The organism is Staphylococcus sp. AS1337 (assembly GCF_051408735.1).
Classification (GTDB): domain Bacteria; phylum Bacillota; class Bacilli; order Staphylococcales; family Staphylococcaceae; genus Staphylococcus; species Staphylococcus xylosus_B.
Window position 1 is genome coordinate 184,250 of the sequence record NZ_JBOIHZ010000004.1, and the last position, 14,486, is coordinate 198,735.

13 protein-coding genes are annotated in these 14,486 nt (G+C 31.0%); 6 read left to right on the forward strand and 7 right to left on the reverse strand.

Annotated features, from left to right (window positions below):
• Nucleotides 1-246 precede the first annotated feature (246 nt).
• Nucleotides 247-1,965 carry an ABC transporter ATP-binding protein gene (locus ACSUE0_RS08225; protein ID WP_119614298.1) on the reverse strand — a complete coding sequence of 573 codons (1,719 nt, stop codon included), beginning with the start codon at nt 1,963-1,965 and terminating at the stop codon, nt 247-249.
• Nucleotides 1,966-2,201: 236 nt separating this feature from the next.
• Here ACSUE0_RS08225 and pbp4 point away from each other — a divergent pair, with 236 nt between their 5' ends.
• Nucleotides 2,202-3,497: a penicillin-binding protein PBP4 gene (gene pbp4 / locus ACSUE0_RS08230; protein WP_436956926.1), complete on the forward strand. Its 1,296-nt coding sequence runs from the start codon at nt 2,202-2,204 to the stop codon at nt 3,495-3,497.
• Nucleotides 3,498-3,909: 412 nt separating this feature from the next.
• Here pbp4 and tagD read toward each other — a convergent pair whose 3' ends face one another.
• From tagD to ACSUE0_RS08250, 4 genes are all read right to left on the reverse strand, one after another.
• Complete coding sequence (gene tagD / locus ACSUE0_RS08235) at nt 3,910-4,308, reverse strand: glycerol-3-phosphate cytidylyltransferase (RefSeq protein ID WP_017722614.1); 399 nt, start codon at nt 4,306-4,308, stop codon at nt 3,910-3,912.
• Between the two features lie 92 nt (nt 4,309-4,400).
• Entirely contained in the window at nt 4,401-5,459 is a 1,059-nt protein-coding gene (locus ACSUE0_RS08240; RefSeq protein ID WP_119614296.1) for a glycosyltransferase family 2 protein, read from the reverse strand.
• Complete coding sequence (gene tarB, locus ACSUE0_RS08245; protein WP_436956928.1) at nt 5,456-6,547, reverse strand: teichoic acid glycerol-phosphate primase TarB; 1,092 nt, start codon at nt 6,545-6,547, stop codon at nt 5,456-5,458. Before tarB ends, ACSUE0_RS08240 begins: the two co-directional genes overlap by 4 nt.
• A 360-nt stretch (nt 6,548-6,907) precedes the next feature.
• Complete coding sequence (locus tag ACSUE0_RS08250; RefSeq protein ID WP_017722617.1) at nt 6,908-7,708, reverse strand: ABC transporter permease; 801 nt, start codon at nt 7,706-7,708, stop codon at nt 6,908-6,910.
• Between the two features lie 397 nt (nt 7,709-8,105).
• On the opposite strand from ACSUE0_RS08250, the gene tagH reads away from it, so the two are divergent.
• From tagH to ACSUE0_RS08265, 3 genes are all read left to right on the forward strand, one after another.
• Nucleotides 8,106-8,900 (forward strand): teichoic acids export ABC transporter ATP-binding subunit TagH, encoded by a 795-nt coding sequence (gene tagH, locus ACSUE0_RS08255; protein WP_119615243.1) that lies wholly within the window; start codon nt 8,106-8,108, stop codon nt 8,898-8,900.
• A gap of 170 nt (nt 8,901-9,070) precedes the next feature.
• Nucleotides 9,071-9,430: a DUF2294 domain-containing protein gene (locus ACSUE0_RS08260; protein WP_436956931.1), complete on the forward strand. Its 360-nt coding sequence runs from the start codon at nt 9,071-9,073 to the stop codon at nt 9,428-9,430.
• A 296-nt stretch (nt 9,431-9,726) separates the two neighbouring features.
• Nucleotides 9,727-10,761 carry an NAD-dependent formate dehydrogenase gene (locus ACSUE0_RS08265; protein ID WP_119615247.1) on the forward strand — a complete coding sequence of 345 codons (1,035 nt, stop codon included), beginning with the start codon at nt 9,727-9,729 and terminating at the stop codon, nt 10,759-10,761.
• Nucleotides 10,762-11,068: 307 nt separating this feature from the next.
• On the opposite strand, the gene tarA is transcribed toward ACSUE0_RS08265, so the two are convergent.
• Nucleotides 11,069-11,815 (reverse strand): N-acetylglucosaminyldiphosphoundecaprenol N-acetyl-beta-D-mannosaminyltransferase TarA, encoded by a 747-nt coding sequence (gene tarA / locus ACSUE0_RS08270; protein WP_119614359.1) that lies wholly within the window; start codon nt 11,813-11,815, stop codon nt 11,069-11,071.
• A 238-nt stretch (nt 11,816-12,053) separates the two neighbouring features.
• On the opposite strand from tarA, the gene ACSUE0_RS08275 reads away from it, so the two are divergent.
• Nucleotides 12,054-12,803: a M50 family metallopeptidase gene (locus ACSUE0_RS08275; RefSeq protein ID WP_119614358.1), complete on the forward strand. Its 750-nt coding sequence runs from the start codon at nt 12,054-12,056 to the stop codon at nt 12,801-12,803.
• Between the two features lie 185 nt (nt 12,804-12,988).
• Here ACSUE0_RS08275 and ACSUE0_RS08280 read toward each other — a convergent pair whose 3' ends face one another.
• Entirely contained in the window at nt 12,989-13,633 is a 645-nt protein-coding gene (locus ACSUE0_RS08280) for a metal-dependent transcriptional regulator (RefSeq protein ID WP_017722623.1), read from the reverse strand.
• 120 nt (nt 13,634-13,753) lie between these two features.
• Between ACSUE0_RS08280 and ACSUE0_RS08285 the strand changes: the two genes are divergently transcribed.
• Nucleotides 13,754-14,476: a metal ABC transporter ATP-binding protein gene (locus ACSUE0_RS08285; RefSeq protein WP_119614357.1), complete on the forward strand. Its 723-nt coding sequence runs from the start codon at nt 13,754-13,756 to the stop codon at nt 14,474-14,476.
• Nucleotides 14,477-14,486 lie beyond the last annotated feature (10 nt).

Here is a 14,486-nt window from a genome sequence, read left to right on the forward strand (position 1 = left end):
TACATTTACCTTAATTATTCCTAATCCCTAGATTTGTTAATTCATTTTTGTAATTAATTTATACTTTCTCAAAACACTGTTTATTAATAATTCACAATAATTATAGCATGCATGTACTTTATATAAAATAACAATTTTATAGTTCGACAAACATCACTTTTGTACATGATATAAAATCAAACATTCGCCTTTTGCTATGAAAACGCCTACACAAATATAACTATAATTTACTTTTTACTCTTTTTCTTATTTCGTCAAATTCTGTGTGTTTACAAATTGTTGATATTTCTCATGTTTCATAATCAATTCTTGATGTGTACCTTTACCAGTTACTTTACCAGCATCCACGAAAATAATTTGCTCTGCTTTTTTAATAGTAGATAATCTATGCGCGATAACTACAGTTGTGCGGTTTTCCATTAATTCTTCTAGCGCATCTTGAATCTTTCTTTCACTTTCACTATCCAAATTAGCTGTAGCTTCGTCTAATAATAAAATATCTGGATTTTTGACAAAACTACGAGCTATATCAATACGTTGACGTTGACCACCAGATAATTTCAATCCTCGTTCGCCAACCATCGTATCGTAGCCATCTTCAAATTGTTCTATAAACTCATGACAGTTCGCTAATTTCGCAAAATGTATAAGTTCTTCATCACTTACTTCACGATTAATACCATACAATATATTATCTCTAATCGTACCATTCATCATTGAGTTTGATTGCATTACGTATCCTATTTTATCACGCCATTCACCTAACCCAATGTCATAAATGGACTTATCACAATATTTAATATCACCTTGATCAATATCATACATCCGCTCAATAATATTAAAAATGGTACTCTTTCCTGACCCTGAAGGGCCTACAAATGCAGTGACTTTACTCTGTGGTATTTCAAAATTAACATCACTCAGAATTGGCTTAACTCCATATTTAAAGTCAACATGTTCAAATACCAAACTACCATCAGTAATCTCATCTTCTTGTTCTATATGGAATGCTTCCGTAGGCTCTTCCATAATTTCATAAATACGGCCACTTGCGCCTACAGCTTTTTTATAATCTGTAACAAGCGTTGAAAGATTAATCAGTGGCGTTGATAATTGGATCACATAGAAAATCATAGCAATCAATGTACCTGCTGTGATTGCACCAGTGGAAATTCTAATCGCACCAAACCCTAATATAATTGCGATTGTAAGTAACATAATCACGCCTGAAATAGGCTGTATTACTGCGGTAATTTTAGCTTGTTTTAATCCTAAAAAGTAAATCTCTTTTAAGTTTTTATGTGCATTATTCAGTTCTAAGTCTTCTGTATGCGAAACTTTCACTAAACGCATTTCCGTCAAAACTCGACCTAACAAACCACTAAAATTAGCAATTTCAGCTTGTGTTTTTTTAGAAATCTTTTCCATAATTTTACCTAATGGAAACATGATTAACACAAAAATTGGAATAGTGATGAATGTTACTAATGTCATCTTCCAATCCATAATGAATAACATAACCAACGAACCTAAAATTGTTAATACTGACGGTAATAAATTAGGAAGTTTTTGAGAAATAAATTCATTGATGACTTTCGTATCATCCGTCAGTCGGCTCATCAATTGGCCACTTTCATTTTGATCAAAAAATGGCATTTTTAAATGGATAATATGATGCCATAAAACGGATCTAATTGCGTATATAACCTTTTCCCCAATTTTACTTAACAGATATAAACCAATACCGCTAAGTAGTGCATTAACAATAAAAATTGAAATAAATCCTGCAACAAACATCCAGTTCATATTATCAAAGGAAAATTTATCTACCAGTTTCCCAGTAAATAGTGGGACTAGAAGCCCAGTAATACTACCCAATGAAGAAATAAATACAGCAATAATGATAAGGCCAACTGGCCATGACAGTTTTTTAAATAAATAGAATAATGGATTTTCTTGCTTCATATTTTTACCTCTTCTATTTTTATATTTTTAAGCTAATGCTACAAATGAATCTGAGCAGAATAACATTATAATAGTTAATGAGTTAAATTCCAAGCAAACACAATTTTATTTTTTACAATTAGTTTTAACAATGCAATAATTACAACAATTTCATGAATGTATTTTATTTAAACTTTACAATATGCTAAAATATTTCTATTGCAATAAAACTCAAAATATTAAGAGGGAATGTAATTATGAGAAAGTTAATTTTGACATTTATAACTGTACTCTTCGTCGGTACAATTATAACACCCTTTGCTGAAGCTGAAACTGTTACACCCACACAAGCAGCAAATCAATATGGTTATAATGTATCTGAAGCCTATCAACCTGAGGGTGCAGTAAATGTTGCACAAACAGGCCAGCTACTTTATCAATACAACATGAATAAAAAGTGGTACCCTGCTTCAATGACTAAGCTTATGACCATGTATCTTACGCTTAACGCAATCAATAAAGGCGAGTTATCTTTAAACGATAAAGTAAAAATTACAGATACACACTATCGTATGTCTACCTTACCAGAATTAAGCAACACCAAGTTATACCCTGGCGAAACGTATACAATTAAGGAATTACTTCAAATTACGGTATCAAACTCAAGTAATGCAGCTGCACTCATTTTAGGAAAAGAAGTTTCAGGCAATCTTTCTGACTTCACTGATAAAATGAATAAAAAAGCAAAAGCATTAGGAATGGAAAATACGCATTTTGTAAATCCAACAGGTGCAGAAAACCACCAACTTCGTGACTTTGTACCTAAAAAATATAAAAATGAAAATGATAATACATCTACTGCCAAAGACTTCGGTATACTTTCGCAACGTGCCGTTCAAGACACACCGAAAATATTAGATTTTACTAAGCAACTAGCACCTACACAACACGGTGTGACATATTATACCTTCAACCATTCGCTTGAAGGTGCAGATATGAGTTTAGAAGGTACTGACGGTTTGAAAACGGGGTCAAGCGATGTTGCTAACTATAACCATACAATAACAACGAAACGTGATGGCTTTAGAATTAACCAAGCTATTATGGGTGCAGGTAATTACGATAAACTTGGTGGCGAAAAGCAGCGCAACATGATAGGTAATGCTTTAATGAACATGTCTTTCGACCAGTATAAATATGAAAAAGTATTGTCAAAAGGCGAACAAAAAATTAATGGGAAAACGTATTTTGTAGAAAAAGATCTTTACGATGTGTTACCAAAATATTTTGAAAAAAAAGACTATAAAGTTGTAATTGAAGATAACAAAGTACATATTGAATATGATCGCGATTTTATTAGTAGTAAATATGGTCCTCCTTCAGTTGATGTCAACAAGCCACTCGTTCATCAAGCAACAACAGTTGTAAAATCATCTTGGGATGAGCATCCAATACTAACTTTATTAGGTACAATTCTAATTATTGCAGCAATCGCAATCATTATCTATCTAATCATTGATTTAATCAGAAAAAAATCAAATAATAAGAAATAATAATCGTTCAAGTGATTGTTACATTATTAAGTCCTGCTATTCAATTAAAGTTATACTCACGCAAAGTAAACTTAATATTACTACTACCCTTAACTAGGTAGTAGCTGCTCAAACATATTGAGGGTGTGAAGATGAAATCGAATTTTTGATTTTGTTTTCACATCCTCATTTATTTTTAATAACAAAACTAAATGAGTCATGAAGAGAAATAATTAGCGTTAAATGCCCGTTCGCAGCCCCTACATATTCTTTATAAACCTTTTAAACAGTTGATACTAAATACACGTCTTAAATGTAAATTAACAAACAATAACAAAAATAAGCTAGATCACATCAACGGTTATCGACCCCGTATTTCTGTAACCTAGCTACTCAAATCACTTCGCAATAAATAATTTATAAAATAGCAAAGCTATTTTTCATTATCACCATAAAGTTCTTTTTTAATTTTAGTCGTAGAGATACCTTCAGTACGATTTAGATAAATGACTTCACATTTATCTTTTAAGAAGTCGAATTCACCTTCCCAATCGTGACCCATAACAAATGTATCTATCTCATATCGATCAACATCAATTTCTTTTTGTCCCCAACCACTTTCAGGGATAACAAGATCGACATACCTAATTGATTCTAACATCATTTTTCTTTGTTCATAATTATAATAAGATTTTTTATTTTTAACTCGATTAAATTCATCTGTTGAGAGTGCAACGACTAAATAATCGCCCATTTCTCTCGCTCTTCTTAATAATTCAATATGGCCATAATGCAATAAATCATATGTTCCATAAGTAATAACTCTTTTCATTAGCATATGCTCCTTAACAAAATATTAATTTAATATTTACATTTTTAAAAATTATAGCATATTAAATCTTAGTTTACGAATTCTGATAATTTTCACCTTTTCAAAATTTGTTTTAATTTCATTTTACCTCTAAATTTTGCGCGTCTCGGCAGCACTTCCACTTTAAAACGATAATAATTAGGTCTCCCAATACCAACACTTAACAATGCATCTCTCCATTGATAATATAAAGCTTTGTTCCATTTCACGCTACCTTGTTCAATCACTTTAATTATTCTAAATAATGCTTCCCCAGCATAATCTGTTTTTTGCATTTCTTTAATATATGAGATAACAAGATCTAACATTTGTTGTGTAACAGTTTTATGCTCTCCGACGTATGCTTGGATCAGATAACTTACAATCAATTCATCCATACGGTAACTATAATAGACTCTTGCTTCTCTTAGCAATAATGTATCCATTACACGTGCTCTAACTTTTTCTGCATCACGCATATAAGATTCAAATTGATTCGCAAGTTGATCAGTTACTGAACCAGCTTGCTCATTATATCCATAAACGATATCTGGCAATAATTGAATATCACGTGCCTTTTTATATGCTTGGATAATGAAGGTATGTTCTTCACAAAAAACAACGTCTTCATCGAATCTTAAATCAGCAAATTTTGCGCTAAACATTTTGGCACCAGGACCAATTGATTGCATCACTTCAGGACATTGAGCAATATTTACAGTATCTAATTTCTTGATTACTTCGTGAGAATAAATGGTTTGCCAGTCACCGTTGTTTTCTCTTGCAATTTGTCCGATAACAATATCTACATTTTCATCTCGTTGATAATAATCAGCCATAAAATCTATTCTACTAGGTAAGAATTCATCGTCAGCATCTAAAAACATAAAAACATCGCCTGACATATTAGCAACACCAACATTTCTACTAACTGCCGCACCTTGATTTTCTTGGTTTATAATCGTTATATTTTTATATTCTTTTTGCAATTGTTCTAATAAAAACTTACTATCATCTTCTGAACCATCATTGATGCATATAATTTCATAATTTTGCTTTGTATCAATCGATGCAATGGCTCTTCGAATTGTTTTTTCTGCATTATACACGGGAATGATTATTGAAATTTTCATTTTTTCACCATCTTTTCAATTTCATTAATTATGCTCGTCAAACTATCTTTCGTAGTATATTCATGCCAATCTTCAAATAATAGTGCTGTCGCGTAACTATTTTCATGTAACTTATGCATTAATTCATCCTCACTATATGCTTTATATGCCTTTGGTATTTTTTCATAAAATACATTCAATCCACGGGTGCGATTATAATCCGCTTCATCATAAACATAAAAAAGTGTGGGTTTGTTTAATATGCTCGCTTCAATTGCTAGTGAACTGTAATCACTAATAATCACGTCTGCTAATATCATTAATGATTGCAAGTTAATTGTCGTCTGTTGCTCTGTGGCAATAGATGGGTGTAATTTGCTCAATAAAGTATACTCTGGTAACTTTGCTTCAAATTTCTGTTTATCTATCTGACGGTTAGCCTGCTTGTGTTCTCGATAGGTAGGTACATAAACAGCTACCTTGCCATTTATCCCATATTGTTGTTTCAATTCTTGTTGTCTTTGTTCAACGTCCAACCTTGTGTATGGCACCAACCTAGGCAATCCCGTTCTTAAAAATTGTTTTTCATTTGCTCCAAATGATTCTTTAAAGCAGTCTGCCATTGCTTCACCACCAACAATATACTTATCTGTTGCGTCATAAACTTTTTTATATTGTTGAACTATTTTATTATTTGATAAGTCAACTTGTCTATCTGTAAATCCGAAATTTTTCAATGCGCCTGCCGCATGCCATGTTTGTACGACAGTTTGCTGTTTTTTCTTCTTGAATCCACCCATTATCAGATAATAAGTGTCTATCACAATCACCTTTGCGCTACTCAACGCTTTGATATGCTTAAATACTTGTTTGTTTCCTGCAGGTAAAAACACTATATTCTCTAAATGTTGGATATATTTACGATTTTTTTCTGTACCAATAACTGTCAGTTTATATCCTTTACGGTTTAACGCTTCAATAATAGGTAATACATCTTCAGCAAAAGTCATCATCAACACAATTTGGTCACTTTGAACTTTTTTCTTTCGATATATCATATTCAAAAAGCTAATGATAATGATATAAAGCTTTTTTATAATTTGTCTCAATACATTTCACCGCCGTTAATTATTAACTACTTTAGCTTTTATTATATCTATCCTACATAAAAAGTTATAGAAAAACCTTTTATGTAATATAACATCAACACATCTTTAAAAACGTATTTTAATTTCATCCATAAACTCACATGATTTTAAAATTTATATTTACCAGCTAAAGTTTTATGTTATTTAGGTATCGTACCAGTTCTATAACAAAACGTTAACTATAAACACTACTCTATTTAACGACTTTTAATTTAAAAGAAAATAAAAAAAGGAGCAGATGCAGAAATCATTTTGAAAAAATTGATTTCTACCCTACTCCCATTACAACACTACTCAAATTTAGTTATTCCAATATTTTCATTACATAAAGTCTGCAAAATGATCTCTATAACGCATATGCATAATCGAACCTACTATAAATAAGAACAAGATGATTAATAGATTATACAATGTCAGTTCCCAATGCGTTATAAAGTACCACTCTTTATGTAACACAGCAGAACGATATGCTTCAGCTAGATAATATATTGGATTTAATTTCATTATATCTTTTACAATACCTTCTGGCGGCACAATTAAAATAGATGATGCAAAGAACACCATTCTCATGAGCGCTTGAATTGCCTGTTGTGTGTCCTTTACAAGCACTCCTAACGTTGATGTAAACAACGCTATTGCAGTTGTTAATATTAATGCAAATGGTACATATAAGAAAAGTTGCAACGTGTATATCGTTGGATAGTAACCTGCCAACATACATAGTAAAATAACTACGACAAGTAGTGCAAGATGACCGTAAAACCTACTCATTACTATGTAAGAAGGTATGATTGATAACGGAAAATTCATCTTCGCTACTTGGTTATACTTTGTTGCTATTGATTTAGTACCTTCCAAAATTCCTTGGTTAACAAAGAACCACATGCTGATACCTACGAGTAACCAATAAATAAATGGCACACCGTCTATAGGATTGTTACTTCTAATACCAAGACCAAATACAAACCAATAAACCATGATTTGCATAGCTGGATTAATTAACTCCCAAGCCATACCTAGATAGTTATTTGTATTAGAAATCTTCACTTGGAACTGTGCTAGTCTTTGTATTAGATAGAAATTTTTAAAATGCTCTCTAAATACTACCCATACTGCATTCATTTAAATAAACCACACTTTCAATCGATTTGCTTATCACAATTTACTTATGACACTATTATATTCAATTTCAATATACGCTTTATTAACTATCATAACAACTTTCAATGACTTTCGGAAATAGTTATTTAAAAAAGTGTTAAAAAGTTGAATCTTTTGTATACTAAATAATGAATATAGATAGTTGATATAAGTCTAAATAATAGCTATCGCACTTTATATATTTTTTAATTTTGTCGTTATAGTTGATTTTATAATTTTAATTCAGTAAAATTTAACAACTGTATAAGCATTAATTCCGTTAAATTATACTCACTTACTTTACAATAGGTTTATAAATTTAACAACTAATATAATGTATAATATAATAGTACTATCTGTAAACAAGGAAGGTAAAATTATGAATGTATCCGTTAACATTGAAAATGTAACTAAAGAGTATCGTATTTATCGTAATAACAAAGAACGTTTAAAGGATGTCTTACTCCCTTTTCATAAAAACAAAACATTTTACGCCTTAGATAACTTGTCCTTTAAAGCATATGAGGGCGATGTGATTGGATTAGTTGGTATCAATGGTTCAGGAAAATCTACCTTAAGCAATATGATTGGTGGATCTCTATCTCCTACTGATGGTGGTATTAAGCGTGATGGCGATGTAAGTGTGATTGCAATTAGCGCAGGACTAAATGGACAATTAACAGGTATTGAAAATATCGAGTTCAAAATGTTATGTATGGGATTCACTAGAAAACAAATCAAAGAATTAACACCTGAAGTTATTGAATTCAGTGAATTAGGAGAATTCATATACCAACCTGTTAAAAAATATTCTAGTGGTATGCGTGCTAAATTAGGTTTCTCAATTAACATTACAACCAACCCAGATATCCTTGTTATTGACGAAGCTTTATCCGTTGGTGACCAAACTTTCGCGCAAAAATGTTTAGATAAAATTTTTGAATACAAAGAACAAGGTAAAACCATTTTCTTTGTGAGTCATAATATGAAACAAGTACGAGAATTCTGTACTAAGATTGCTTGGATAGAAGCTGGCAAACTGAAACAATTCGGTGAATTAGATGAAGTCTTGCCTGAATATGAAAAATTCTTAAGTGACTTTAAAAAACGTTCTAAAGCAGAACAAAAGAAATTCAGAAGTGATTTAGACAATTCTAGATTTGTCGTAAAATAATATAAAACGTGATAAATACCCTAGCATTGATTTCATATTCAGTGCTAGGGTTTTTATATTTTATAAACTTTTGAATTAGTGAATTACAAACAAAGCACTTTTCAAAGTATAGTAAAAGCGTTACCATATATTTATGTGTCTATAATAATAAATATTATTTAGCAAATGGGGTGAATATCATAGAAAAAAATAATAAAACCCAGGCATTCGCTAATTTAGTTCGTGCTTATAGAAAAACTTATATCGGCAAGGGTCCAGAGACTGTTAAAGTTTTCTTTAAAGACAATTGGGCTATAGTTCACATGACCGGTAGTTTAAGTAAAGTTGAAAATCTTTATTTGCGTAATAAAGATTTAGAGAGTATGCTTAAACATGGAAGGACTGAAGAAGTAAAAGCATTATATAAACAAAGTCCACCAACTGAAATGGAAGAACTTGTCGGAGCAAAATTCGTTAAACTATTTACCGACCTCTCTTTAGAAGACGACGAAGTTGTTTCTATATTTGTTTTCGATCAAAATATTGAATAGATTTTAAAAACTAACTATATCATTATCATTTATAATTTACTTCAACTTTTTATAAGTTACTAATGCATACAATGTATTGAGTAAATATTAAAAAGTTATAAATATTAAAGGGATTGTCAAAAAGTACTTGGTGCTGTATTTGTTACTCCCCTCACTGAACGTATTAACATTCAAGGAGGTGGTTTATACAAATCCATCAAGTACTTTTTTGATTCAATTTAAAAATGAATCACTCAACGTAATAAGTGCTTTTCATCATAGAAATAACTCAATAAAAAAAATTAGGAGTGTATATTATGAAAATTGTAGCATTATTCCCAGAATATATAGAAGGCCAAGAAAACCAATTATTAAACACTAAGAAAGCAATCGGTTTAATTCCATTTTTAGAAGAAAAAGGACACGAACTCGTTATATTAACAGATAATAACGCAGACTTAGACAAGCATTTATCAGATATGGACGTTGTAATTAGCGCGCCCTTCTATCCAGCATACATGACAAAAGAACGTATAGAAAAATCACCAAACTTAAAATTAGCGATTACTGCTGGTGTAGGTTCTGATCACATAGATCTACAAGCTGCCAGTGAAAACAATATCGGCGTAGTTGAAGTAACTGGTAGTAATACCGTTAGTGTAGCTGAACATGCAGTTATGGACCTTCTCATTTTGTTACGTAACTACGAAGAAGGACATCGTCAGTCTGTTGCAGGTGAGTGGAATTTATCTAAAGTTGGAAACCACGCACACGAATTACAAAATAAAACAATAGGTATTTTCGGTTTTGGTAGAATTGGTCAACTTGTTGCTGAAAGACTTGCACCATTTAACGTCAAAATTCAACATTATGATCCAATTAACCAAAAAGATAACAAAGATTCTAAATTTGTTAATTTTGATGAACTTGTTTCTACTAGCGATGCACTTACAATACATGCACCTTTAACACCAGATACAGATAATTTATTTGATTATAATGTATTAAGCCGTATGAAAGTTGGTAGTTATCTAGTAAATACTGCACGTGGTAAAATTGTAAACACAAATGATTTAGTAGAACTTTTAACTGCAAAACACATCCAAGGATATGCTGGAGATGTATGGTACCCGCAGCCAGCACCAGCTGATCATTCATGGAGAACTATGCCTAGAAATGCAATGACAGTGCATTATTCTGGTATGACTTTAGAAGCACAAGAACGAATTGAAGAAGGTGTAAAAGATATTTTAAATCGCTTCTTTAACAATGAACCGTTTCAAGATAAAGATATAATTGTTTCCGGCGGTCAAATTTCAAGCGCTAGTTATAAGAGCAATAAAAGTAAGTAATAACCAATTAATAACAGATATATCAGATATTCTAATTAGTAGAAATGTATTATCTTAAATTAATATCCACACCTAAATCCCACACTTTAAAGATAATGTATAATATTAATAACGATTAAATCAAAGTTAACTACTAATATTAAATCTATTTTGATTAAGATTAACTAAAGCATATGTAATGTTTAAACTGAGCATATGACAGAAAAGGCTGAGACAATTAAAATTTGCCTCAGCCTTAATCATTTTATAGGAAAAGATGGCGAAATATTTTTAAATAAAATATATTTCTGCCCCAATCCTTTTTTCACTATTTTTTAAATTTAACTTTAGCTACTTTAAATAAAAATTTAGGTATCGATTTCATTCTGCCTATACGCTTCCAATCAATTAACAAGCGATAAATCCACTCAATATTTAACTTCCTAAATACCATAGGTGCTCGTTTTTTTGCACCACTGAATACTTCGATTGATCCACCTACCCCCATTAACACTGTTTGATTAAATTGATCTAAGTGACGTTCTATCCACTGTTCTTGTCTTGGATAGCCCATACCAACAAACACATAATCCGGATCAAAAGAAGTTACTTGTTTTAATACCATCTCATCTGATAAATCAAAAAAACCATGGTGGTAATCAAAAATAATATTAGGGTATTTTTCAGCTAGTTTATGTTGCGCCGTTTTAACAACATCATTTTCAGCACCTAGTAGAAATACTTTTTGCTGATTTACATTAGCAATTTTTAAACATGCTTCCATCAATTCAATACCTGGAACTCTGGATTTTAAAGGCGTATTAAGTATTCTCGCTGCCTTAACGACACCAGTCCCATCCGGCACTACATAATCTGCACGGTTTATTAAATTTCTATAATTCTCATTCTCCGTAGCATAATCTACAATTTCAGGATTTGCAGTTACAATAAACAAATTTCTAGAACTTAATGTTAAGAAAAATTGTTTAATATTGTCTTGCATTTCCTCTAGAGTAACGTTATCAAAATATACAGATAACACATTTACTTTATTTGCTTTGTTGCTTCCCGTCATGTTTTGGAATCTCCTAACTCATTTATAGCGCTTTATCATTATAGTTTATGATTGTTATATTAACACATTATGATTCACCCATATAATATAAGTAGATACTAATCATCTTTTTTATTCAAAATCTACATCCAAAGTCCAAATGCTTTATTTCAAAATTTACTTTATACTTAATATTGCGCTATGACTGTTTTTACTTTCTATAAAAGCGTTTATTGAAAATTAAAATCGAGGTTATATTATGTCATATTTACAATCATTTTTTAGCTCTTTAATACAACTCAATTTATACTGGGTCGTGTTGATAGCTTTAATATATGTTTTGATTCATTCTTATCGCAACAAACCAATAAATCAAATTTTAGATATATACTTAAATTACATCCCCGTATTAACACATGAATTCGGACATATCTTATTTAATAAAATAAGTGGCGGCAAAGCTAAAGATTTGGTGATTGTTTCCTCACCTTCAGAACGTATCGAGACTTCCCAACAAGGTTTTGCCATTACTCAATCAAAATCACGCCTAGGACAAGCCATTACCACTTTTGGCGGGTATGTTATGCCACCGCTAATGTTATTTATCGGTTTTTGGGCACTAGATTCACAGTACCCTAGTTTATTTATTACGACATACTTAATCATTTTTATATATTTTTTAATATTAACTTCCAGAAAACTATTGCCAATTATCATTGTAATATTGTTATTTACTTTGCTTTATTTCTTGTTCCAAAGCGATAATCAACTCATGATGTTTTACATTGTAGCAATCACTTATCATTTCATTCTAGGTGTACTTTTAGGTGAGGTTATACAATCATCATGGACTATTTTTAAACTAACATTTTCACACCAATCAGTTACTTGGGATGGCTCAACTCTAAAATCATTAACTTATATACCTATCTTCATTTTTAGTATTATTTGGATAGCAATCAATCTATTTACTATTTACCAATTATTTCATGTTTATTTTACAACCTAAAAACCTAGTTAGATTGGTATTAGAAACTAGGTAAACGCCTCCATGAGTTATGCAAATAAACCCCTTCAAAGTTTTCATTTTTTAATGATTACTTGGAAGGGGTATCATTATCGATAGTTTAAGCACCTTCATAAAGTGGAGGTGCTTTTTTGAATATAGCATATGTCAAAGCTCATTTTGCAGCATCATTTTTCTGCATAGATATGTGCTGCGTTATCATAGCTTAATACTGTAACTTGATCACCTTTTTTAACAATAATGACTTTGTTGGTATCATCTCTATTGATAATTTCTATTTGCTCGTCTATTAAAATTGCTTTACTTGATAAATAAATTAATAAGTCCGTTCTATCACGTACTCTTTTAATTGTTACTATATCACCAGTTTCAAAAGACAATAGATTCGTTGTGTATAGTTCTTTATATTGATTTTCTCTTGGTATTACGCCCCCATGAGGACACGTTATTGGGTAATCCAATAATTTATCTAAACGATCAACAAACAAATGAGATACTCTATGTTCTAATACCTCTGCTTCTTGATGTACTTCTTCCCAATTATATTGCAAAATTTTTATTAAAAATAATTCCAATAAACGATGACGTTTAATTATATCTAAAGTATAAGTTAAACCCGTTTCAGAAAGTTTCACACCTTTATAAGGTTTGGTTTCTACATATCCCGACTTTTCCAAACGATTAACCATTTCACTTACAGAAGGTGGTTTAATATTTAAATATTGGGAAAGTGTTTTGTTTGAAACGAAAGAATGGTCGCCATCATGCGTTAAAATTGCTTTTAAATAATCTTCCTTTTCTTCAGTTAGCATTATCTCACCTCTCAAGTCATTCATCTTATTGTATCACGAATCAACTTGACACGCTAAAAATTCATGGTATATTATAAATTAAATTAGGTTAACCTAAAAATATTATTAAGGAGGATGAAGATGTTAGAAGTTGAAAATTTAAATCTTACATTAGGAAATAAACATGTTCTACAAAATGTTAATTTATCCATTCCCATTAATGGTGAAATAATTGGGATTATGGGTCCTAATGGAGCTGGGAAATCATCTTTAATTAAATCTCTTATCGGAGAATTTAAATCGACAGGCAAAGCCCAATTAAATGGTGATCCCATACAAAATGATTTAAAATCTATAACTTATATCCCACAAAAAGCACATATTGACCTAGATTTTCCTATCAACGTGGAGCATGTAGTCATGTCAGGTGCATATAAAGATATAGGATGGTTTAAATGGGTAAATTCCGAAACCAAAAAAAGATTAAATCAATTAATGGATACCTTAGAATTAAAAGATTTACGTCATCGTCAAATTTCAGAACTGAGTGGTGGACAATTACAACGTGTACTAGTAGCTCGTGCTTTAATGACTGATAGCACATTATACTTACTAGATGAACCTTTTGTGGGAATTGACTTTCACAGTGAACAAATCATTATGTCACAATTACGAATTCTAAAAGAATCCGGAAAATTACTGCTCATTGTACATCATGATTTATCAAAAACTGATGAATATTTTGATCGCGTAATTCTTTTAAACAGAAATATTCGTTATTTTGGGGACAGCAGCACTGCTATGAAACCTGAGCATTTAAACAACACATTTATAAGTGCTCCGTCACAACATGAAACTGCCTAGTATTTTAGAA

What these genes read in the sequence shown, in the direction of transcription:
- tagD (WP_017722614.1), bottom strand. Translation starts at nt 4,308, where the DNA reads ATGAAAAGAGTTATTACTTATGGAACATATGATTTATTGCATTATGGC.
- ACSUE0_RS08285 (WP_119614357.1), top strand. Translation starts at nt 13,754, where the DNA reads ATGTTAGAAGTTGAAAATTTAAATCTTACATTAGGAAATAAACATGTT.
- tagH (WP_119615243.1), top strand. Translation starts at nt 8,106, where the DNA reads ATGAATGTATCCGTTAACATTGAAAATGTAACTAAAGAGTATCGTATT.
- ACSUE0_RS08275 (WP_119614358.1), top strand. Translation starts at nt 12,054, where the DNA reads ATGTCATATTTACAATCATTTTTTAGCTCTTTAATACAACTCAATTTA.
- ACSUE0_RS08240 (WP_119614296.1), bottom strand. Translation starts at nt 5,459, where the DNA reads ATGAAAATTTCAATAATCATTCCCGTGTATAATGCAGAAAAAACAATT.
- ACSUE0_RS08280 (WP_017722623.1), bottom strand. Translation starts at nt 13,633, where the DNA reads ATGCTAACTGAAGAAAAGGAAGATTATTTAAAAGCAATTTTAACGCAT.
- ACSUE0_RS08265 (WP_119615247.1), top strand. Translation starts at nt 9,727, where the DNA reads ATGAAAATTGTAGCATTATTCCCAGAATATATAGAAGGCCAAGAAAAC.
- ACSUE0_RS08250 (WP_017722617.1), bottom strand. Translation starts at nt 7,708, where the DNA reads ATGAATGCAGTATGGGTAGTATTTAGAGAGCATTTTAAAAATTTCTAT.
- tarA (WP_119614359.1), bottom strand. Translation starts at nt 11,815, where the DNA reads ATGACGGGAAGCAACAAAGCAAATAAAGTAAATGTGTTATCTGTATAT.
- pbp4 (WP_436956926.1), top strand. Translation starts at nt 2,202, where the DNA reads ATGAGAAAGTTAATTTTGACATTTATAACTGTACTCTTCGTCGGTACA.
- ACSUE0_RS08225 (WP_119614298.1), bottom strand. Translation starts at nt 1,965, where the DNA reads ATGAAGCAAGAAAATCCATTATTCTATTTATTTAAAAAACTGTCATGG.